The organism is Litoribacter populi, assembly GCF_007483685.1.
Classification (GTDB): Bacteria; Bacteroidota; Bacteroidia; order Cytophagales; family Cyclobacteriaceae; genus Litoribacter; species Litoribacter populi.
The window spans coordinates 1,354,693-1,374,747 of sequence record NZ_VMKN01000001.1 but is presented as its reverse complement, the minus strand read 5'-3'; the positions used below and the strand labels follow the sequence as shown (position 1 = coordinate 1,374,747).

Genomic DNA, 20,055 nt, shown 5'->3' with positions numbered 1-20,055 from the left:
AATGACCGTAAGCGAACAATAACGTTCGGTTCCAATTTAGGTTTAATTAAAGAATTAGGCTTATAGGGTTTCAAAGCACTTTTTAGCATGGCACTAATGTCGTATAATTGACCCCATGCTCAAGAATTACTTTCTGATTTCATTCCGCAATCTGCTCAAAAACAAAAGCGCTACAGCAATCCATATCCTGGGTTTATCTGTTGGTATAGTTTCGGCCATACTTATAGGTTTTTATGTCCATTTTGAAAGAAGTTATGAGGACATGCACGAGAAGTCGGAAAACATTTTTAGGCTTTCACTGGATCTTTACGACGGCAATGAGTTTATGCTCAACGATGTGGAAACTTATTATCCTTTAGGTCCGGAATTTAAAGAGTCCATGCCTGAGGTAAAGGATTATGCCCGGTTCATGAAAATTGGCAAGGCTGAAATAGCCACATTATCTTCAGATGTCAGGGGTTATGAGGATAAAATCTATGCAGCTGATTTATCAGCTTTTAATATATTTTCTTATAAACTTTTAGGTCAAAGTAATCTGCAAAAATTGGAGGAGCCTTATACAGCTGTAGTCACAGAAAGCTTTGCCAAACGTTTTTATGATAGAACTGATATTCTAGGAGAGGTGCTGATTTTCCCAGGCAGTGACCTTCAATTGGAAATTGTAGGCGTGATGGAAGATCTGCCACAAAACACCCACCTTAAATTTAACATGCTGATGTCGCATGCTACCATACCAACCCTTAGACCTTGGTATGAAGACAATCCGTGGAATGCCAACAATGAATACACCTATCTGTTGATGGAGGACGGTGTAGATGTGACTGCTTTCAATACCAAATTGAAAGCTTATTCTGAAGCAAATGAGCACATTGAGGATGAGGTGGTAATTTCTGAAAAGATTGGTGATATCCACCTTTACTCTAACAAGACCTTTGAGCCAGATGTAAACAGCAGTGCCCAATTGGTGAATTTCATACTGTGGGTGGGGATATTTATATTGGTGTTGGCATGGATCAATTACATCAACTTAGCCACAGCCAAAGCCATGGTAAGGGCCAAGGAGGTAGGAATAAGAAAGGCCATTGGTTCTTCCAAAAGGCAATTGGTCTTTCAGTTTTTCTGTGAAGCTTTTGTTATCAACCTTTTGGCGAGCCTGACTGCATTAGTAATCAGTATCATAGCCTTACCTTATTTTATAAGTTTTAGTGGATTGGCTTTGAATATCAATCATTTTGGCGTAGCTAATCTGGCCGTAGTGGTGGCAGGAATTACCCTAGTCGGCACATTGGTATCTGGGTTTTACCCAGCAGTGATTTTGTCTGGGTTCAATCCAATGACTGTGCTAAAAGGCAAATTCAGCCATTCTTCAAAGGGGATTATTTTGCGGAAAGGGCTAGTATTTTTTCAGTTTACGGCAACCATCGTATTGCTCTGTGTTGCTTTTGCCGTGTTTTTTCAAGTTGACTATTTGACCAGGACCGAACTGGGGGTGGCTATAGATAATACCTTGGTCATACGTGCTCCTTCACAGCGTGATTCCGTAGCAAAATCTTCTGGGATAAATTTCCTTCACAGGATGTCCAACGAAAATATGGTAAAAAATGTATCGGGTGCCGGATCTGTACCGGGATCAGATTTTATGGAAATGAGTAGTTCTAGAGGGGAGAGAAGACTTGGAGTGGATGAGCATGATGGAAAGCATACCTTTTACCACTATGGTATATTGGGTAATTATGTCGATGCTATGGAGATAACCTTACTGGAAGGAAGATCTTTTGGAGCAGAATCACCTAATGAAATGGTGCTTATCAATGAAACTGCGCTTTATGCCTTAGGATTTACAGATGCCGCTGATGCTATTGGGCAGAAAATATCATTTAATAGAAATGGTATACCCTCCGAGATTATTGGTGTGATGGCCGATTTTTATCAACGCTCACCCAAAGAAAAACATATTCCCTTGATTTTATGGCAGGATCAAAGTCCAAATAACCTTATTGTCAAATTGGATACCGATGATACGGAACAGGCATTAGCTACTATTCAGAACCTGTGGAATGAGACATTTCCCGATCAGGTTTTCGACTATTATTTCCTCAATGACTTGTACAATTACCAGTTCCATCAAGACAGGCAGTTTGGAAAGACAGTATTGTTATTTACCATCATTTCGCTGATTATAGCCGCCTTGGGTCTGTTTGGACTGTCTTCTTTTATGGTAAAAATAAAAGAGAAGGAGTTGGGGGTAAGGAAAGTATTGGGAGCAACAACCGGTTCTCTGGTTTATATGATATCGAGGAGCTATTTACTGATTATTTTTATAGCGGGCATGATGTCCATTCCAGTTGCGATTTTGTTGATTCAAAGTTGGCTGGAAAATTATGCCCTACAGATTTCATTGAGCTGGTGGCTTTTCGGAATGCCTATTGGATTCATTCTATTGATAGCAATAATCACTGTTGGGCTACAAACCTTTAAAGCTGCTGAGGCCAACCCCATCCATGCATTAAAAAATGAGTAGATTACCCAGAACCCTATCCGGCCTAGAACAAGGTCAACCATGACAACAGCCCAGTAAGGCGAAGTACCCAGCGCCCCGTGCTCAGTGCTCTCAGTGCTCCGTGCCCAGTGCTCCCCACACTCCCCAACTGGCACTCACAGTGTCCAAATGCACATTGCCGATCGCCATGGGGGATTTGCCATTATCAACATGATAAATTCCATGCTGACCATGCCTACCCACAGGAAATTAAGGGCCTTTGGTAGCTTATAAAATGTCATTGCTTACATGGCTGGTGCATTTACTGAAGATGATTTAATTTATCTCAATATTTAACACATATTTACGAATACTTGCATTATATTTACACTATTACCCTTATAATAAGGAGAATTTATGAATAATAGTATTGCAAGGGAAGTTGAGGCTATGAGGCGAGCGTGCAAGGATTTTTTTGAATGTGACGAAGATCTTTGCCTGGAAGGTCAGGAGGTGAACTTTGACATCGTTGAATCCCACTCCTATTCAGGGGGGAAGATCACTATAGGATATAAAAATGGGGAGGAATTGCTTTTCATAAAATATCAGCAAAACCAACTGATAAAATGCAAACTTTACCTGATGGATTTGACCGATTTCTCCAAGTCTTGGGGCTTGGTAGACAAAAGCCAAGAGCAAATCTTGAAACTACACCTTGACACCACCCGTACCGAAGAAAGCAACCAGAAGGAATTCATCAAAGGCTTCGAAAAATGGAAAGCCCAATCCAAAGCTGGCATTTTCATGTTGGCTTTTTCCAGGTTTCGGTAGGCTTGTACAATTACCAGCTCCATCAAGATAGGCAGTTTGGAAAAACAGTATTGTTATTTACCATCATTTCCCTGATTATTGCCGCCTTGGGTTTGTTTTGGAATGCCTGTTGGATTCATTCTATTGATCGCAATAATTCCTGTTGGGTTACAAACCTTTAAAGCTGCTGAGGCCAACCCCATCCATGCACTGAAAAATGAGTAGATTACCCAGAACCCTATCCGGCCTAGAACAAGGGCAACCATGACAACATCCCAGTAAGGGGAAGTACCCAACGCACCCCACCCCGTGCTCAGTGCCCAGTGCTCAGCGCCCAGTGGTAAACAAGTCCAATCTCGGGGAAGGAAGGTTTCGTTCATTTAAGGTTTGCTACCTACCTTAAAGAAACTATCTCTCTTCTATAATAGAGAGAATATTTCCTGAAGGATCCTTAAACCAGGCGATCTTGTGATTATCTTTTCCCCGAAAAATACCCTTATCATCTGTTTTTAAAGGTTTCCCATATTTCTCAAACACTACCCCTTTGGAGATTAAATGAGTAACAACTTGTTCTATATCCTGTACCTCAAAGTTAAGTACAGTGAAGTTAGCGGGCTGATGATCCTTGCCTTTGGGGTATATTATAAATTTATGATTACCTATGCCGGAGATTTCTAAAATCCCCATATCAGTCTCGTCCACTTGAAGTCCTAATATAGTTTCATAAAATTCTTTAGAGGCTTTCAAATTGTCGGAGGAAAAGGAGTTAAATGAATATGCAGCGTTCATCATGGTTTCATATTTAGGTTAACATTTATACTCAAATGGACTTAAACAAATTTACTCATCCGATTGCATTTTTTAAGCGTGAGTTTACGACATTCTAGGGGTCGATCACGACAGCTATGCCTGCGGGACGGTAACCCTTAAAATCAATCTCTAGTTATGGCAAACAGCCTACAGGTATTGTATTCTGAGAACTAGAGGATATCCAGATCACGAGAGATATTCATACCGTAATTATTAAGGGAGCACCTGTAAAGTAGTTTAAAGATTGAATTCGGATGGCGCTGCGCGCCTCCTAGGATTAAGGGATTAACCTAAGGTACTCCTATTCCTTAATCTATTAATCAGTCCCGCTGGCTTCAATGGAATTTGGCCAGCAGGACGTTAAACCTTTAAACCAAATAACGTTGCGCTTGTTGCGACCCTCTTTGCGCCCTTTGCGTGAAACTGCCGCGATGAAGTCGCCGCTTCGCGATTTCTAAACTCCTAAACCAGGCCGCAGGCGAGAACCTCCTAAACTTTATAATCCAGCGATTTATCCGTATATTTAATATCATTCCGGATACTTTTAAAAGCTTTCGAAAGGGTATAAATCATGGGAAAAGAAGCGTTGAATTGGTTAGGGGAATTAGCCATCATCCACACTACGGGAGTGGAAACAGATGGTCGGTATTGTATGATCGAACTCTATGCCACCAAGGAAGGAAGCCCTCCCTGGCATGTGCATCAAAGGGAGGACGAGGGATTTTATGTTCTGGAAGGGGAGTTGACTGTTTTTGTAGGGGACAAAACTTACAAGGCAAAAGCAGGTGATTATTTATTGGCCCCCAAAGGCATTCCACACACCTATACAGTTGATTCTCCAGGTTACGCAAGGGTAATGCTGATTTGTTCTCCGGCAGGTTTCGAAGAGGCCGTTCGCCAAATGAGTACGCCTGCAGAATCACTGGAACCACCAAAGAATGAGGATATGGAGATCGATTATGATAAAATCAGTAGCCTAGCCGCCCAGTACGGTGTCGAATTCGTCGATGCTCCATAAAAGAGGCACCTGCACACCTTTTATACCGCTCAGTTTAGACCGTTGTGCGAATGTCTTCAGACTTCGCACACATATGTAGAGAGTATCCGACACGGGGGTCAGTTTAGAAGCTTAGGGAATGAAGGGTTGAAAGGATTAACCTAAGTTACTCCTATTCCTTAATCTATTAATCAGTCCCGCTGGCCTCTAATGAAATTTATATCCCACTCCTATTGACCATACCCATCGATCTTGGGAGTCCATATGAAAAAATGGGGCGAAGAAGGCCAGTTTTCTATAATCCACTCTAGGGGCGACTCCCAATCTTGCCCCCATCTTTCCTTCATATAAATAGAGGGAGGGCAGGGCCCCTACGCCTACCTTCCAATCTGGATTGATATTTAGAAACAAACTGGGACCTCCAACATTCATTGCATAAAAATCCGGACCGACGGAAACTCCCAACATCCCCTCCAATCCAAAGTCCACGGTAGATCTCCCAGATGTCTCCTGCGGGGCAGGTTCCTGGCCAAGCGCAAAATCTTGAAATGAAATTGATAACAATAGTACAAAAAAGACAAACCTTATATACAGCATATAATGTTAATTTTAATATTAGAATAAAGGTTTAAACTTAAGATAATTATCCTAAATAGTGCCAAGACTTAATTCCCCCGCTCCATCCTTCCTTGGTTTATCTCCCAATCACCGCTTAGCGAATCTATTAATAGGTTGATGGGATTAAAGGATTAAAGGATTAACGTAAGGGATTTCTGCTCCTTAATCCATTAATCAGTCCTTAAGGGAATATAGCGCAGCTATTCCCCTCAGGACGATAAACCTTTAAACCAGCCATTCATCATCTCCATAAACCATAACCCAGCCCGCAGGGCGAATAAACCTAAAACCACAAAAAAAACCAGCCCGGAACCCAGACTGGCTTACTTCGTACTTCCAACTTCGTACCTCGTACTTAACCTCGTACTTCCAACCTCGTACTTATTCTTTTGTCACCTGGCTCACCGCCGCAAGTACCGATCCCGCCACCACAGCATATCCTGCTGCTGTGATGATTGCCACCGGCAGGGCAACTGGCGCGGCCAATAGGGTTCCCCCTACTGCTGCCAGCATCATTCCTGCATATTGAAGCCTCTTGAAAAACGGCGGCGTCGGCGCCTGCCATCTGTTTTGGATTTCGTTCATTATGTTTATGGTCTAAAATTTAAGATTACGTTGTTGTCATGGTTGTCCGCTGTTCCGATGCTGCGCATCGGAATTCGCCGTTGTCGTGGTTGTCAGATGGAGCATCTCAGCCGGCCATTGTAGCAATTTTTGCCTTTCCGGATTTTTAAATGCTCAGTGCTCAGTGCTCCGTGCTCAGAACCACCGTTGTGCGTATGTCTCCGACTTTTTGTTGTCCGCTCTTCCGACGCTGGGCATCGGAACCCGCCGTTGTCATTGTTATCGTGGTTGTCAGATCCAGCATCAAACGGGACCATTTTTGGCATTCCGGATTTTTAAATGCTCAGTGCACAGTGCTCCCGTTCTCAATGCTCCACTCCGCTTCGCTGCGGTTCCCGATTCCCCCCGATATAGCTATCAGGACTGCTCGGGACTATGCGAGAAGACGGCATGTAGTACAGTGACCAGCGATGCGTCCTCAGTGCCCAGTCCTTTCCGTGCATAGAACAATGACAACCCTGACAACTCCTAACTCACTTTCTCCAACACCTGAATCCTATTCCTCAGCATCGTCAGCTGCGTCTGCACCATTGACTTCAGTACCAATTGCTCGCCTTGTAAACTGGCCACCCCGACTTTAACCTCCACCAGTTCACCCTTCAGCTCACGAAGGTCCTGGACTAGGTACCTGAGCAGGAAACCGGAGATGGAAAGGAGGACTGATACCAGTCCCCCCACACCAATTAAATAAACTCCTCCGTCCATAGCATATCCGTTACAGCCAGGTTGAGGGCAAGGTCGGCTTCGCTGAAGATCTCCAGCTTGACTTCCTCTCCAGCATCCAAGGCTTCGTACACCAGATCCCGAAACAGGTAGGTTGCATTCCGGGAAAAGTTGCCTTTCCCCTCCCCCGTATGGTTCGTCACCGGGGCAATGCAGCCCCTGAGTTCCTTCAAGGCATCATTGGCAGGATGGAAAAGGATTCCAGACCTGTCTTTCACCCCTTTTACCAGCAGATGCCAACCGTATCGCTCCGAGTACCGCTTCTCCAAACCATAGACACCCTCCGGAATACAGGACTCGTTCCGCCTGTTGTTTCTATAGGGCAGCTCTATGGTTTTGGCCACCTCGATCCCATTGTGGGTGATAAACCCATTGGTGCCATTAGGCCAATACTCCCTGTTCAATAAGAGCTTCATGGAGTATCGATTTTTTCGGTCAATATGATTGTACCGGCGTTGTACCCACTGTCATTCATGGGAAACTCCTCCCCATTGACTGTCTGGAAAAATTCAATGCCCAACACAAATACCCGGTGATTGAATTCCAGAGGCACCTTGTTCAGCTCCAAGGTCAGTTCAGGCGAACTTGCCCGCACACTTAACATTTCAGACTCCACTTTCTCCAAGTTAAAATCGGCTAATTCAAGATCAATAGCACCTCCCATAAGGTAGATCCTGTAATTGGTGGTGCCGGATGGTGCCATCAGATAGCTCGCGGGATGAAATGCCGGAAGGCTGATCGCCAGGGTTTCCCCCGTATTGGTGATGACCACGTGCTTTTTCAACACAGAAGTGAGATTGGCTCCCGCATTGAGCTGCAATCCCTTTAACAGGTCCCAGTTGCCCTCAGTCACCTTTCTCTCTCCCCTGGTGTTTACAGGATCGCTCTTCACCACCTTCACCATCGCATGCTGAAGCCTCCGGTGAAGCCTGGAATCGGTGGAGGAAATGATTGCCGGCCTGATGCTGTTCTTGAGCAGCTTTACGGCCGAGGCCGCTTCGGCAAACTCCCGCATATTCTCCCTGGTACGGGCATACTTGGGATCATTCATGATGCGCTCCTTGGTGACCCCGCCTTTTTCGCGGACCATAAAACCGTCTTTGTTTTTGTAAAATGTAAGTTTTCCTATATTGCCGGTGAAACTCACAAAACTCGCTTGTTGTCCCATATTTTATTGGTTTTAAATGTTAAACATGTCCAAATATCAATTGTAAAACATTGATTAACAAACAATTATGCGGTTACAGCGGATTCTGCGCATTTTGCGGTCAGTGCGGAAATACAGGCATTAATATTATTCCACCCTGACCACCTTGGCGCCTTTGTACATCGTGGAGCAATAGGGGTAATATGTTCCAGCCATCCACTGATAATATTCAATACTGAATATGAATAGCCTACGCGTGCCGGGGATACCCTGTTTATCCACCACCAATTCTCCCCCCTGGAGTATAGCCCCCATCTCAAACTGCCTGGACAGTTCGAGATGGGAGTCGTTTCCCCTGCCTTCCACGTCCACCGTTACCACATTCAGAAAAAGGCTTAGATGGGTAGCGTTGGCCGGAAACTCAAACTTCTCAAAATCCGTTTGGCTCCACGAAAACCTCAACTCTGAGCCGGTTTCCGCCACACGAATCTCAGGAGTCCATAGTTTCCTGAACTTACGTTCCTTGTTCAGCTCCAGACCTTCCAATAAATTCCAGTCCCCATACCCGGGTTTCCTGCTTCCGGGAGGATGCATAGGGTCAGTTTTCGTGATTTTCAACATCAGGGTGAAAAACCTCGAGCTGAAGGTGCTGTCAGCACTCCTTTGAATCAGGGGCAGGAACAGGTTTCTGATCCTTTTCCCTTCCCCGGCTGCCAGCTTGAATTCCTCCATGTTTCTACGGGTATTTTCGTAGTTGGGGTCCTTCATGATCCGGGCCTTGCTTACCCCTCCTTTTTTCCGGGCATAATATCCCTTGGCGGTTTTATAATAATTGATACCACCCATGTTCCCTTCAAAAAATAATAATCCACTTTGCTTTGCCATAGTTGTTTTCGTTATAGTTATAAAAAATTGATAATTTAAATGGTTAATTGTTCAATATTCAAAGGTTCAATGTTTAAATGTTTAATTGTTCAAGGTTCATTGTTGAAGGTTCAATGTTTAATTGTTCAAAGTTCATAACTATGAACCCTGAACCCTGAACCCTGAACCGTTAAGCCTGAAACCATAAACCTTAAACCATAAACCTTAAACCATAAACCTTAAGCCTTAAACCTTAAACCCTCCCCACGTACACACTGTCCGAAAGGTCCCGGGTTTTGTTTTTGGCCAGAGGTCTGGAAAAGGAAATGTAGGCCTCAAGTTTCCCTACATGCAGATCGTGCCTGTAAATGGAGACAAGCTGTTGCTTTTCCCATCTGAAATTGCCCTCCAGGACAAAAAATACGGCTTTGTCCTCCACGTTGTAAAGGGTCACCATGACCTGGTCATCCCGCCGGGCACTGCCAAGGTTGGAATTGTCCTCCCATTCAAAGAGGACCTTCCCATCCCCGGCCCAGTGGACAGTGGGAGAAAGTGCGCCTGTGAGTGTTCCCCCGCTCACTTTGATCAATGATGGATCCAGCGTGCTGTCTTCAAGGCTACCCTTAAACCCGTTTTTGATGGCCCAGCCACAGGCAAGGTGGGTGCCCGTCCTCATGCCTGTGGCCTGTTGCTGAAAACCGAATTCCACGGGAATTTTAAGGGGTTTGAAAAATTCTCCTGCCAGCCGGAATTTCCGTTGCCCATATTCCTGCAATTTGGTGGGAGGTTTTGAAGCAATTTTTTCAACATGCTTTCTTACATAGGTCACCCCCTTCACCCGGTAGTAGACCCATGATCCTTTTTTGCCCCGGTAGTGTTTTTCGGGACCTTCTGATTTTGCCATTTTTTTGTCGTTAAAAGTGAATAAAAAATTGAAATGAATGCCATTCCGTAAGACCCAAGGCAGCCCTATATGTCCCTTTACCCTAGTCCCGTTTTGAAATTCTTTCGGAACAGGCACGGAGCACTTACAAGCCGGCTGTTTTGCGAATCTGATGGGCCCCTGAAGCGGACCTGATCGGGAGGAGGTCGGGAGTATATAGCCCTTTGGGTCGGCGGAGATACGGCCCCACAAAAACTCCCATGACCTCCTGGATTTTTTTATAAATACTCTTCAATTTCCTCCACGGGTATCCCGGAAAATTTTGAAAACTCCTTGACGGTCACAAACTGGTGCTTCCCCTTTTTGTAGTATTTTTTGATCCTGCACAGCAGGTCCTGTCCATAGCGCTCACTCATGTTGGTAATCCTGAGGATGTCATTGGCGGAAATGACGCACTTCTTCTTGATCTTTTGATTTTTCTTGTACATAAAAAGATGGGTTAAAAAGTAATACATGGATTGGCAACTTTGGGATCAATTGCCGTTTTGGGCCGAACGGTAACGCTGCGTATCGGCTTTTGACCATTCCGTGCTTCCGGAGATCAAAAATCTTAAGGCCATCAGAAATTCATGGCTGAATCCATCGGATCCCTCCGCACAGTTGCGGATTTCTTCTTCCATCCTGTGGAATCTTGCCACTTCCTCGTAATGCAGCTCAAAGACTTTTTTTAGGGCAGCCTCCGGCGGCACTTGATGATGGTGCGTGATCAGCAGGACAAGGTTATGACAGTCCTTCTCCAGTTTTTCCTTTTCATAGGACATCAGATCGTTAGCGATGTAAATAATCTTCCCGGCTACCTCCTGGATAGCTTCGTATTTTGATTTTTGGGTTAATTCAAAGGGAATGTCCCACACCGGAGGGATGAGTATAAATGCTATCTTCGCCCCGGAGAATTCCACTCTTTGCCTCATATACTCGCCAATAGCGGGAATCCTGTTTTTCTGACGGTTTCGTGCCTCCCATGATCCTGCTTGAAGAAATCTTTCAAAAAGTGTCTGTGCTTCCTTTTGCCAGAGGTGGCCGGTCCAGGAACTGATTTCCTCCCATACTTCCTGAAAAGCCCTGGAAAAGAAAAGTTCCAACTTCCCCTCCTCCCCCTTTATGGCCTTCATCATATCCCGCGAAAGTATTATCCAAAACTCATTTTTGTCCACGATCATATCCGTATAATCGTCCAATATAAAAAGCAGGCAAAAAAGCTTGGCCACTGCAGTAAGTTTACGCTGGGATGCTTCCGGATAAAGCCGCGCCGCAAACCAGGTGATTTTCATCTTCCGGTACTGGGTTACTTCAAAAGGCCCCTTCAATATCTTTTTTCTCTGCGCCCATTGGATCACCTCGGCATCCACAGCTTCCACATATGGATTGAGATAAGAGGGAAAGGCGTAGACCAGGTTAGTTTTCTTTTTCATTTTTTTGTGAAGTGGTTAAAAAATCATGATCGATCACTCTAGATAAGCGGGCATGATCTGCAGCATAATCCTTAAAATTGGTCTGGGCGGATTTTTTTTAAAGTGGTAGGCTTATATCGCAACAGTTGGCATACATCTTTCCTCAACATTTCACGACACATCCCTGGGTAAAAGGTGATAAATGCTCCCAGCCTATCGTCATGTGGCTCACTAATCAGTTCAATCCATCGTTCATCTTCATATTTGAGATAATCACTGACTAAAGTCGAGAATTTATTCATAATGGGGAAATCAGTCAGTATCCTGTTCTCAGATTTCCTGCTTAGCTCTGCTACTCGTAGCTTACTATATGCCATTATTATCTTGGAGGTCGGTTCCTTAGCGCGATATGAATATAGGTCTACCAACACATCGCCTGCCCCAAATACCCTTTTTAGCTGTAAATCCCCCTCTTCCCCTAGCGTATATACGGCACCTACACCCTCTAAAATTAACCTAGCGGTATTTTCAATTTCGCCTTCAGGTTTCAAAATTGTTTTGGGGGCTATTTCCCTGTCCTGCAAAAAGCTACTTAAATCCTCCATTACCTTTTCGGGAATGGGGAAATTTAAAGCTGGAAATCTGTTCAACAGAGTTCCGCAGAATGTTTTTACCATTCTGTCAAAATCATTATTCATAAAATCCTCCTAGCTAAAAAATAAAACTAATATCAAAGTAACTAAACGATAAACATTTGTCAAGTCCCAAATGAAAAAAGGCCAAAAACGACCTTTTTAAATCCTTCCAGTACTAAGGCCGAAATTGACAGCCTTTAGACTTTTCCTTTCCCTAAATTTGAAATAATACGATTAAGATTATTGCTGGTATTTAACTAAGAAAATTGACAGAATGGAGAAAAGAATAAAAATAACCCCGATTAAAAAGAGCATCATACAGGAAGCTACTTCACTCATTCTTGTTCTGCTCCTCACCTATACAGCATTCAGCAAATGGATCGATTGGACCGGAACCAAGAATGCACTATACAATCAGGTGTTCCCCACCAGGATGGCAGAAGGCCTCCTATGGGGATTGCCCGTCGTAGAACTGGCAGTGGCGGCCATGCTGGTGTGCAACAAATGGCGCTACTATGGCCTCTGGATCAGCGTCTTATTAATGTTGTGCTTTACAATCTATGTAGGCTTAGTCATGACCGGTATCTTCGGCCGCATTCCATGCAGCTGCGGTGGCGTGATGGGAAGTTTGGGATGGGGAGAGCATTTGGCAGTTAATATTGGATTTCTATTGATAGCCATGATTGGTCTCCATTTTCATAGGAAAATTGACAATGAATTTGGCCAGCCATCCCTAGAGGGAGGTAAACCTGCCAAGGAGGCGGGATTGGAGAAGTAATAGATTGGTTCTCGCAGCGAACGCAAGGATTAAAAACGCAATGGGCGCTACGTGGTCCTGTACAAAGATGTACAAAGAAGTCTAAAAGACTTCAACTATCAGTAACCCCGGGTGTCAACCCGGGGAAGAAACGACAGAATAATCAACAACTCTGAAGGGGTTGAACTATAACCGTAATCTTAATTATAGCCTATGAATCCATAAAATTACGTCAGTCTGGGATGCTGCCAGGCAGCTACCAGGCACCAGAAGGGGGCACAAAAAATCCGGCCGCCCCTCTCAAAAGATTCCTTCTCCCCAGCACGGGAGGAAGATCGAAGCGACCGGAATATTGTAATTATAACTATAACAACAAATTTATGAAAAATTCAGTAAAGAACCTCCTACGCGGAGGTGTGTTTGCCCTCGGGGCAACATTCGCTTTTGCTTTTACGCAGCCTATGGACAATGTTCAAACAGTTTGGGGTGAAGACCAAATTAATGGAGTTGTACCTGTCACCCTCAACAGCAATGAATATATTTGCGATCCGGGGACTATCCAATGCTTGTATTACGATGAGGCTATGGAGCAACCAGTTCCAAACAGCAGAGGACAGTTTAAGCTACAATAACAAGTAGGTAAATTTGAGCCCGGCGGTGACCGGGCTCTTCCAATTACCTGTGCAAAAATTCTTCTACAGGAAAAGGGAATGCATAATATGGGGACTCAAATCTAAAAATTTCACCATGTACTTCACGTACAAGCTTTGCGTTTGAGGCAGCCCCCCTTTTTATATCTGACCACCTCATACCTCTGAATAATAGCTCCTTTCTTCTTTCTTCCAAAACCAGTTCTAAGGTATTGGCTTCATCCTCAAGAAAAATAGGCTCAAATTCCCCGGCAGCAAATCTGGAGGACAATAATCGGTTAAGATCCTCAATAGCACCTTCGGCGTCTCCTAATCTTGCCCGGCATTCAGCCCTTATCAAATACAGTTCACCTACAGTTAGTCCAGAAAAGAACTCCGCATTTCCCGAAAAGCTACCACGGAAATTGATCGCCCCTGTTGGCCTTATTATGAAATAAAGCTGTTTTCTTAGGTCATTTTCAACATAACTTTGATAAAGTACAGAATCTATTCTCACTTCCTGATTCCGTTCAAAACCCCCAGTGGATAGAGAAAGGGCATGATAAATTACCTCATCATTTATTAAGGGAATAGGGAACATAGCAGAGGATTCCAGATTATTGAAATCCAATAAATTATCATACATCCCCAAAGCTTCAGTGCTATGTTTAGCAGCAAGACTAAATTCATTCATGCTTAAATAGACCCTAGCAAGAAGTGCGTGGGCAGATGTTATGTTCGGCTGGCTTTTATATTTTACTGAAGAAGGGAGATCTCTCAAGGCTTCCAACAAATCTGATAGAATAAAATTGTAGGTTTCTTCCAAACTCACCACCTCTGCAGGGTTATTCACGTCTGGCACTTTTGGCAGTGGCAATCCTTGAAGAGAACTAGCCTCTCCTTGCCTATATTGCTCAGCAAAAGTTTGAACTAAGTGATAAATTGAAAATGCTCTGGCAAACTTGGCCCATCCGGTCAATTGCTTTTTCTTTTGGGTTTGTGCCTCATTTGCAGGAACAATTTCATTGAGCCTCTCCAGGCAAACATTGGCATAAAACACCTGTTCATACGGCCAAGTCCAAGCACTGGGAAAGACCTCGTCTTCAAAAACGTTTTCAAGTTCACGAGTATAGGCCTTTTGGGTCATGTTTCTACCCAAGGAAACCCAGCCCGCATCCGTTAGGTAATAATCATCGGACGAAAGATTTTGAATCCCGGGAGTAAGATTAAAAACACCCACATTGTTCAATATAGCCTCCAGATCTTGCAAGGTATCAGCAGAGGATATACCTTTATTTGGAATAGCTTCCAAGAAGCTCTCACACCCTATCAGCACTCCGGCCGCTAAGATGGTTAATAGTATGTTTTTATATATTTTCATGATTAGTAAATTTTTAATTAAATGGGTTAACTTAACTGTGAACCGTGAACACTAAAATGCCCCGCCCACCGGAACCGTATAACTAAACCTTATGAAGAAAGTGGTGGAACGGGGCATTGAGATGGTTAAAAATCTATGCGGATTCCTGCAGCTATACTGGTCAGTGGCCTCATCGACCTAAAGTCAGGATCCAGCGGGTCATTTGAAGCCTTCCAAAGAATACCCAAATTGTTGGCATACGTATATACTTCAGCATTCTGGAAAGGAAGTCCAGGGAAACGTGAACGTTCAAATAGATAACTTAGCCTGATATCCTGCAACCTAACGTGATCTCCCCTTTCAACCAGATGTTCTGCATACCTGTAAAAATTGTTGCGCAAATTGTTATTGGTCAGAGGCAGACTAGGAACGGAAGTAAAAAGTTCATCACCTGGCTGCTGCCACCTTTGTGCGAAATCGGCATGTCCGCCATTGCCCGCGAATACCGTAGCATAGTTGATCGACTCTCTTCTGTAGAAATACCCAAGCCTATATGAGATGTTAAAGGAAAGTGAAAAACCGCCATAGGAAAAAGTATTTCTCAGCGACCCAAACGATGTAGGCCTCCTTGGACCATGATACTTGAGGGTTTCAGGGCTTGTGTTGTTGAAAATTGCAGAATAATTACTGCTGACTTCCCCATCCACATAACCTAGTGGATTGCCGTTGTCAGGATCAAGTCCAGCCCAAGGCAAGCTGTAGATAGCAAACAGGGGTCGGCCTTCCAAGGGCACCATTACACCATCGGATTGTGCTAGGTAATTTAGAACTGATCCTTGATAAAAGTAATCTGTCACTTTTTCGGAAATATGACTGTAAAGGAAATTTGTATTCCATTTCAATGCTCCTGTGAGGTTCCTGGTTTGTAGATCCAAATCCAGCCCCTTTCCTATTGTTCCAGAAGTGTTTCCCCTAAACCTCACCAATCCGGTGGATGGAGGTAAGGGAGCATCCCCGATTAAATCTACCCCGTTCTTGGAATAATATTCCAAGGAACCGGAGATCCTTCCGTTTCGGCTTTCAAAATCAGCTCCCAAGTTCCAGATCCTGATTTGCTCCCATCTGAGCATAGGATTTGCCGGATTGATGATCTGACCTCCCAATTCTCCCGCAGGAATATCAAACTGCCAGTTGGTATAATATTGTACGGTTGTTAGAGCAGAAAGCGACTTATCTATATTCCCGTTGACACCATAAGATGTCCTGAATTTTAGGTAAGGCAAAAGTCCCGAGTTATAAAAATCCTCTCCACTGATGACCCAACCTGCTCCTGCTGACCACAGCGGTACCCCCTTTTGGTTGGTATCCACTCCAAAAATATTGGAAGCATCTCTCCTCGCACTGATCGAAAGATTATATTTCTTGCTAAAGGAGTACCCTCCATTGAAATAATAAGATACAAACCTGTCAATATTGCCTGCATGCAGGATGTTTGAAGATATATTGGATTGTAACCCGTTATGAAACAATCTGAATCGGGTGACATGATCCACAGGCCGGCTTATCGCTAATTGGTCATTATAACCATAATAACGCATTGAATTTCTCTCCGCTTGCAAGTCTTTCAGCTCATATCCGCCCAATAAATGGAGTTCATGGCCAGATTCCCATTCTTTGTTATAATTAAGCTGACCTCGAAAGCTATGGCTATATGCTGAGGCAATACTCAGATCCAGGATATCCCCTTCAGGGATCGGTCTTTCAATAGAGCCATCACTGCCCACCTGCGTGAATTGATTAATTAAATCTCTTGTAAAAAACAAGTCACTGGATCTTAGGTTGTTGCCAACGGTTTTGTTTTGCCAGTATTGGTACAAAATTTCTCCTTTCAGCCCAGGAAGAAACTGGTACCCCAAGGAAAGGTTTATCCTATAATCATCTTGCTCATTCGTGTTCCTATGCCTTCCCAGTTCATTGAGTGGTATATATCTCCAATCCAACAGGTCTTCCACTATTTCGCTGTTAACAAAACGTTGATTATACCGATGGATAATCGGCATTGGATTCCCCATCTGATCTGTCAATGATTCAAACTGATAATATTCCCGAGGCATCTCGGTCCTTACATCCCTGTTGATTTTCGTAAAATATAGATTGGCATTCACATCCAACTTATCTCCCAACAGCTTCCATTGGTTTTGAGCCCCTATGGTTACCCTTTCATTGCTGTTAGCCTGTAGGTTTTCATTATTCCGGTCCATACCCAGGGAATAATTGTATCGATGAACCTTTGTCCCACCGGATACGCTTAGGGAATGTTGCTGATTCAGCTGGGGCCTATAAAAATGCTCCATGAAATCCCGCCTGATATCCTGATTGCGGTAACCCTCTAGTCGGGCGTTTGACTCAGCAGCATCTATCAACCCATTCCTTTCTGCAATGAAGGTTTCTAATACAGGGGATAGAACTGGCCTGTTTACGGAATTTTCCAAGCTGAGAAAGCTTCCCCTCTCAAACAGTGTCCGTTCTGCCCAAATCCTATCCTCATTGGACATGATTGGCTCATAGAATAAATCGGGCTTTTCGATGAGGTTGACATTGGAATTAAAGCTAACCCGTGGAGCAGAAACCCCTCCTTTTTTTGTGGTTATCACAATTACCCCATTGCCTGCCCTGGCGCCCCAAATCGAAGCTGCCGCAGCATCCCTCAGCACCGTGATGGACTCCACATCATTGGGATTGATGCTTTCCAAGGGACCGTCATAAGGGAAATTGTCAATCACGATCAATGGCTGGGTATTGGCAAACAAGGTATTCCGCCCCCTTATACTAATGGCATCTGAAGCAGGGCCTGTCCTGTTAAAGATTAGCCCGGAGGTAACATCCTCCAGCCTGTCCATGAGGTTGGTGCTTACCCTTCTGTTGACCAATTCCCGGTCAACTTTTACAAAAGATCCCGTGGCCCTTTCCTTCGGCAGCTTTTGGTAGCCGGTCGAGACCACTTCTATCTCACCCATGGATAGACCTGAAGGAATAAGCTTAAATTCCTCCTCCAGCTGCTCCGGAATCGAAACGCTACGAAGCAGGGAGTCATAGCCCAAATAGCTTGTTACAATGGTGTGAATGCCCGCTTCAAGATGAAGGGTAAATACTCCATCCCTATCGGAAATGGCATAAGTTTCTGAATCCTTTACCTTGATCAGAGCCCCTTGCAAGGACTCTCCAGAAATATCATCTCGGACCTTCCCTTGAAAAGGATACGTGTCCGATTGGGCTTGGACCTCACCCACCATGGCAAGGAACAGCCCCAAGAGTACAATTGCTCTCATACGTTTTTGATTTTAATGTTGAAATTGGCTTGTGAAATTTGGATGCATTAGAATAGCCCTGTCACATCCATTTTGAGTTGTTCGTAAATAAGCTTCTGATAGCCAGGGTTGACAATCCTACCCTCTTTGTCTATCAGCATGACATGGGGAAAACCAGATATATTGTACTTTTGAAGCAGGTCGTTCTTCACCTCCTCAGTGCCCGTATTTAGATGGATAGCTCCAGGTGGCGAATACTTTCCGCTTGCCAAGCTTTTTTTCCAAAGTGAATGATCCCGGTCAATGGAAATGGAAACCATGGCATAATCAGACCTTTCTGAGAATTCCTCCGCAAGCGGTCGGAGAATATTCGAATTCAGCGAAATACAGGCACTACACCCTGTAAACCAATAATCCACCAACACTACCTTCCCTCTTAAATCACTTAAGGCAATGGTATCGCCTTTGTCATTAGGCAATCTGAAATCAACAGCCAATTTACCAGTTCCAACACGCTCATACATGTCATTTAGAATATCCCAAATAACCGGGTCCTCGATCAAATCCAACCCATCCAATAAAGCCTCAGATGATTGAAGCCGACGATCCAACAGATGCCCTGCGACTACCCTGTCCCTCAGTTCAGGAGACAGTTGGGAATCTGCAAGTTCAAAGAAGGATTTGCCCTCCAATAGCTCTCCTATTTCAATTACTGCCATTTGCATCCGGATATATTGATAGGAATTTTTCCTTTCCGGATTCTCTGCTTCAAGCATCAAATAGCCCTGTACATACTTTGTAAAAATGTGCTCAATTCTGTCTTTTACAGATTCCATATCCTCCAATTTGGAAACCTGTTTCCATGCAAACGCAAGTCTTCGCGCAATCCTTTCTCTTTCGAAAGACAGGTAATTGGCCTTTAATATTTGATATGTCTGCCTGTCAATTTTATCCCCATAATAATCCAGGATTCCTAAGTAATGCCTATCCATCAATTCAGAGGCTTTTTTTTCAATTGAATTGACCATGTCAGTCATAGTCAAATGCACAATAGGCTGTCTTCCAAATGATTTTCTAGCCTCATCCAACATATTTTGCTGCTTTTCATTAAGCACTCCTACCTTCTGAAAATTGAAAATTTGGGGCTGGCTGAATTCTTGTTGAATCCTTATTTGCTCAAGATCATATTGACATTTGAACAGATCAGCGGATGGCCCGGAGAATACCATGCTATTGGTTAATTTGTCAATCCGGATCATGACACTATCCCCCGGTCTGACCAAGTAAGAATTGAGAAACTCATTATAGCCACTTGAAATGTCTATATGTCCAGGCCTCTCTACGTCCTCAATAATCAATTCAAACAGACGGTCTACACCAGGCTGACTGTTGGTGAAGAAATTGCCAGGATGGGTGTCCAAGTCAAACCTGATTGGTTTGGGGTTTGGACTCCCCGGTCGAAAGAGAATTGGACTAAACTTCACCTGCATCTTTTCCACAGGATCATAATCCCTAATCTCCCCATATATCACCACCGGAGCCGGCTCCCCGGAGGACCCGGGGAAGGCGGCATCAGAGCCGGAGGGGCCTGACTGGTGGGAATCAGGGTGGGCAACTCTCTCGCCGTATAGGTATATTCCACTCCCGACAAGGCATAGCAGTGCCAGGAAGAAAAAGATCGTTCTTTTTTTCATCAAATTATTAGTTAAGGTTAATTGTTAAATATTCAGGGTTCAATGTTCAGCCAACCGTGAACCCTGAACCATGAACTGTGAACTGTGAACCATCTTTCCTCGCCCCTTCCCTCCTGCCCGGCTTTGTTTATCGAGTTTAGCTAGGTTAGACATACATTGTCGCCAGACAGGAAGTTGGGGGAAAGAAGTTTAATGGTTTATAGGATTAATGGATTAAGGTCGAGAACTATTCCCCCTTTGAAGGGGGTTAGGGGGATGACAAGATT

General features: G+C 44.1%; 20 protein-coding genes. 5 read left to right on the top strand and 15 right to left on the bottom strand.

All coding sequences use genetic code 11. The features are described 5' to 3' along the window. Nucleotides 1-115: 115 nt before the first annotated feature. Together FPL27_RS05965 and FPL27_RS05960 are read left to right on the top strand one after the other, a co-directional pair. The gene (locus FPL27_RS05965) at nucleotides 116-2,521 is read left to right on the top strand and encodes an ABC transporter permease (protein WP_143960216.1); all 2,406 of its coding nucleotides are present in this window, start codon (nucleotides 116-118) and stop codon (nucleotides 2,519-2,521) included. Nucleotides 2,522-2,896: 375 nt separating this feature from the next. Then, entirely contained in the window at nucleotides 2,897-3,310 is a 414-nt protein-coding gene (locus FPL27_RS05960; protein WP_143960215.1) for a hypothetical protein, read from the top strand. 53 nt (nucleotides 3,311-3,363) lie between these two features. On the opposite strand, the gene FPL27_RS05955 is transcribed toward FPL27_RS05960, so the two are convergent. Both FPL27_RS05955 and FPL27_RS05950 read right to left on the bottom strand, forming a co-directional pair. Next, a complete protein-coding gene (locus FPL27_RS05955) occupies nucleotides 3,364-3,669 on the bottom strand; it encodes a hypothetical protein (protein ID WP_143960214.1) in 306 nt (101 codons plus the stop codon). Nucleotides 3,670-3,697: 28 nt separating this feature from the next. Beyond that, nucleotides 3,698-4,081 carry a VOC family protein gene (locus FPL27_RS05950; RefSeq protein ID WP_143960213.1) on the bottom strand — a complete coding sequence of 128 codons (384 nt, stop codon included), beginning with the start codon at nucleotides 4,079-4,081 and terminating at the stop codon, nucleotides 3,698-3,700. A gap of 589 nt (nucleotides 4,082-4,670) precedes the next feature. Here FPL27_RS05950 and FPL27_RS05945 point away from each other — a divergent pair. After that, entirely contained in the window at nucleotides 4,671-5,117 is a 447-nt protein-coding gene (locus tag FPL27_RS05945; protein WP_143960212.1) for a cupin domain-containing protein, read from the top strand. Nucleotides 5,118-5,303: 186 nt separating this feature from the next. On the opposite strand, the gene FPL27_RS05940 is transcribed toward FPL27_RS05945, so the two are convergent. The 10 genes from FPL27_RS05940 to FPL27_RS05895 all read right to left on the bottom strand — a co-directional run bounded on the left by FPL27_RS05940 (nucleotide 5,304) and on the right by FPL27_RS05895 (nucleotide 12,104). Next, the gene (locus tag FPL27_RS05940) at nucleotides 5,304-5,693 is read right to left on the bottom strand and encodes a hypothetical protein (protein ID WP_143960211.1); all 390 of its coding nucleotides are present in this window, start codon (nucleotides 5,691-5,693) and stop codon (nucleotides 5,304-5,306) included. 402 nt (nucleotides 5,694-6,095) lie between these two features. Continuing rightward, nucleotides 6,096-6,230: a hypothetical protein gene (locus FPL27_RS05935; protein WP_317129430.1), complete on the bottom strand. Its 135-nt coding sequence runs from the start codon at nucleotides 6,228-6,230 to the stop codon at nucleotides 6,096-6,098. A gap of 576 nt (nucleotides 6,231-6,806) precedes the next feature. Beyond that, nucleotides 6,807-7,043 (bottom strand): hypothetical protein, encoded by a 237-nt coding sequence (locus FPL27_RS05930; protein WP_143960209.1) that lies wholly within the window; start codon nucleotides 7,041-7,043, stop codon nucleotides 6,807-6,809. Then, nucleotides 7,022-7,477, bottom strand: coding sequence for a DUF5675 family protein (locus FPL27_RS05925; protein ID WP_143960208.1), 456 nt, complete (start codon nucleotides 7,475-7,477; stop codon nucleotides 7,022-7,024). Before FPL27_RS05925 ends, FPL27_RS05930 begins: the two co-directional genes overlap by 22 nt. Next, nucleotides 7,474-8,229: a hypothetical protein gene (locus tag FPL27_RS05920; protein WP_143960207.1), complete on the bottom strand. Its 756-nt coding sequence runs from the start codon at nucleotides 8,227-8,229 to the stop codon at nucleotides 7,474-7,476. Before FPL27_RS05920 ends, FPL27_RS05925 begins: the two co-directional genes overlap by 4 nt. A gap of 126 nt (nucleotides 8,230-8,355) precedes the next feature. After that, nucleotides 8,356-9,093, bottom strand: coding sequence for a hypothetical protein (locus tag FPL27_RS05915; RefSeq protein ID WP_143960206.1), 738 nt, complete (start codon nucleotides 9,091-9,093; stop codon nucleotides 8,356-8,358). Nucleotides 9,094-9,325: 232 nt separating this feature from the next. Beyond that, the gene (locus tag FPL27_RS05910; RefSeq protein WP_143960205.1) at nucleotides 9,326-9,976 is read right to left on the bottom strand and encodes a DUF6266 family protein; all 651 of its coding nucleotides are present in this window, start codon (nucleotides 9,974-9,976) and stop codon (nucleotides 9,326-9,328) included. Nucleotides 9,977-10,233: 257 nt separating this feature from the next. Next, nucleotides 10,234-10,443, bottom strand: coding sequence for a hypothetical protein (locus FPL27_RS05905; RefSeq protein WP_143960204.1), 210 nt, complete (start codon nucleotides 10,441-10,443; stop codon nucleotides 10,234-10,236). A 45-nt stretch (nucleotides 10,444-10,488) separates the two neighbouring features. Then, on the bottom strand, nucleotides 10,489-11,427 hold the full coding sequence (locus FPL27_RS05900) for a terpene synthase family protein (protein WP_143960203.1): 939 nt from the start codon (nucleotides 11,425-11,427) through the stop codon (nucleotides 10,489-10,491). Nucleotides 11,428-11,498: 71 nt separating this feature from the next. Next, the gene (locus tag FPL27_RS05895) at nucleotides 11,499-12,104 is read right to left on the bottom strand and encodes a cyclic nucleotide-binding domain-containing protein (protein ID WP_143960202.1); all 606 of its coding nucleotides are present in this window, start codon (nucleotides 12,102-12,104) and stop codon (nucleotides 11,499-11,501) included. A 211-nt stretch (nucleotides 12,105-12,315) separates the two neighbouring features. Here FPL27_RS05895 and FPL27_RS05890 point away from each other — a divergent pair, with 211 nt between their 5' ends. Both FPL27_RS05890 and FPL27_RS05885 read left to right on the top strand, forming a co-directional pair. Further along, complete coding sequence (locus FPL27_RS05890) at nucleotides 12,316-12,819, top strand: MauE/DoxX family redox-associated membrane protein (RefSeq protein WP_185974309.1); 504 nt, start codon at nucleotides 12,316-12,318, stop codon at nucleotides 12,817-12,819. A 359-nt stretch (nucleotides 12,820-13,178) separates the two neighbouring features. Then, complete coding sequence (locus FPL27_RS05885; protein WP_143960201.1) at nucleotides 13,179-13,430, top strand: hypothetical protein; 252 nt, start codon at nucleotides 13,179-13,181, stop codon at nucleotides 13,428-13,430. A gap of 43 nt (nucleotides 13,431-13,473) precedes the next feature. On the opposite strand, the gene FPL27_RS05880 is transcribed toward FPL27_RS05885, so the two are convergent. The 3 genes from FPL27_RS05880 to FPL27_RS05870 form a co-directional block, all read right to left on the bottom strand. Further along, a complete protein-coding gene (locus tag FPL27_RS05880) occupies nucleotides 13,474-14,808 on the bottom strand; it encodes a RagB/SusD family nutrient uptake outer membrane protein (protein WP_143960200.1) in 1,335 nt (444 codons plus the stop codon). 125 nt (nucleotides 14,809-14,933) lie between these two features. Next, complete coding sequence (locus tag FPL27_RS05875; RefSeq protein ID WP_143960199.1) at nucleotides 14,934-18,116, bottom strand: SusC/RagA family TonB-linked outer membrane protein; 3,183 nt, start codon at nucleotides 18,114-18,116, stop codon at nucleotides 14,934-14,936. Nucleotides 18,117-18,163: 47 nt separating this feature from the next. Continuing rightward, on the bottom strand, nucleotides 18,164-19,789 hold the full coding sequence (locus FPL27_RS05870; protein ID WP_143960198.1) for a TlpA family protein disulfide reductase: 1,626 nt from the start codon (nucleotides 19,787-19,789) through the stop codon (nucleotides 18,164-18,166). Between the last annotated feature and the right edge of the window lie 266 nt (nucleotides 19,790-20,055).

What these genes read in the sequence shown, in the direction of transcription:
- FPL27_RS05965 (WP_143960216.1), top strand. Translation starts at nt 116, where the DNA reads ATGCTCAAGAATTACTTTCTGATTTCATTCCGCAATCTGCTCAAAAAC.
- FPL27_RS05960 (WP_143960215.1), top strand. Translation starts at nt 2,897, where the DNA reads ATGAATAATAGTATTGCAAGGGAAGTTGAGGCTATGAGGCGAGCGTGC.
- FPL27_RS05955 (WP_143960214.1), bottom strand. Translation starts at nt 3,669, where the DNA reads ATGAACGAAACCTTCCTTCCCCGAGATTGGACTTGTTTACCACTGGGC.
- FPL27_RS05950 (WP_143960213.1), bottom strand. Translation starts at nt 4,081, where the DNA reads ATGATGAACGCTGCATATTCATTTAACTCCTTTTCCTCCGACAATTTG.
- FPL27_RS05945 (WP_143960212.1), top strand. Translation starts at nt 4,671, where the DNA reads ATGGGAAAAGAAGCGTTGAATTGGTTAGGGGAATTAGCCATCATCCAC.
- FPL27_RS05940 (WP_143960211.1), bottom strand. Translation starts at nt 5,693, where the DNA reads ATGCTGTATATAAGGTTTGTCTTTTTTGTACTATTGTTATCAATTTCA.
- FPL27_RS05935 (WP_317129430.1), bottom strand. Translation starts at nt 6,230, where the DNA reads ATGATGCTGGCAGCAGTAGGGGGAACCCTATTGGCCGCGCCAGTTGCC.
- FPL27_RS05930 (WP_143960209.1), bottom strand. Translation starts at nt 7,043, where the DNA reads ATGGACGGAGGAGTTTATTTAATTGGTGTGGGGGGACTGGTATCAGTC.
- FPL27_RS05925 (WP_143960208.1), bottom strand. Translation starts at nt 7,477, where the DNA reads ATGAAGCTCTTATTGAACAGGGAGTATTGGCCTAATGGCACCAATGGG.
- FPL27_RS05920 (WP_143960207.1), bottom strand. Translation starts at nt 8,229, where the DNA reads ATGGGACAACAAGCGAGTTTTGTGAGTTTCACCGGCAATATAGGAAAA.
- FPL27_RS05915 (WP_143960206.1), bottom strand. Translation starts at nt 9,093, where the DNA reads ATGGCAAAGCAAAGTGGATTATTATTTTTTGAAGGGAACATGGGTGGT.
- FPL27_RS05910 (WP_143960205.1), bottom strand. Translation starts at nt 9,976, where the DNA reads ATGGCAAAATCAGAAGGTCCCGAAAAACACTACCGGGGCAAAAAAGGA.
- FPL27_RS05905 (WP_143960204.1), bottom strand. Translation starts at nt 10,443, where the DNA reads ATGTACAAGAAAAATCAAAAGATCAAGAAGAAGTGCGTCATTTCCGCC.
- FPL27_RS05900 (WP_143960203.1), bottom strand. Translation starts at nt 11,427, where the DNA reads ATGAAAAAGAAAACTAACCTGGTCTACGCCTTTCCCTCTTATCTCAAT.
- FPL27_RS05895 (WP_143960202.1), bottom strand. Translation starts at nt 12,104, where the DNA reads ATGAATAATGATTTTGACAGAATGGTAAAAACATTCTGCGGAACTCTG.
- FPL27_RS05890 (WP_185974309.1), top strand. Translation starts at nt 12,316, where the DNA reads ATGGAGAAAAGAATAAAAATAACCCCGATTAAAAAGAGCATCATACAG.
- FPL27_RS05885 (WP_143960201.1), top strand. Translation starts at nt 13,179, where the DNA reads ATGAAAAATTCAGTAAAGAACCTCCTACGCGGAGGTGTGTTTGCCCTC.
- FPL27_RS05880 (WP_143960200.1), bottom strand. Translation starts at nt 14,808, where the DNA reads ATGAAAATATATAAAAACATACTATTAACCATCTTAGCGGCCGGAGTG.
- FPL27_RS05875 (WP_143960199.1), bottom strand. Translation starts at nt 18,116, where the DNA reads ATGAGAGCAATTGTACTCTTGGGGCTGTTCCTTGCCATGGTGGGTGAG.
- FPL27_RS05870 (WP_143960198.1), bottom strand. Translation starts at nt 19,789, where the DNA reads ATGAAAAAAAGAACGATCTTTTTCTTCCTGGCACTGCTATGCCTTGTC.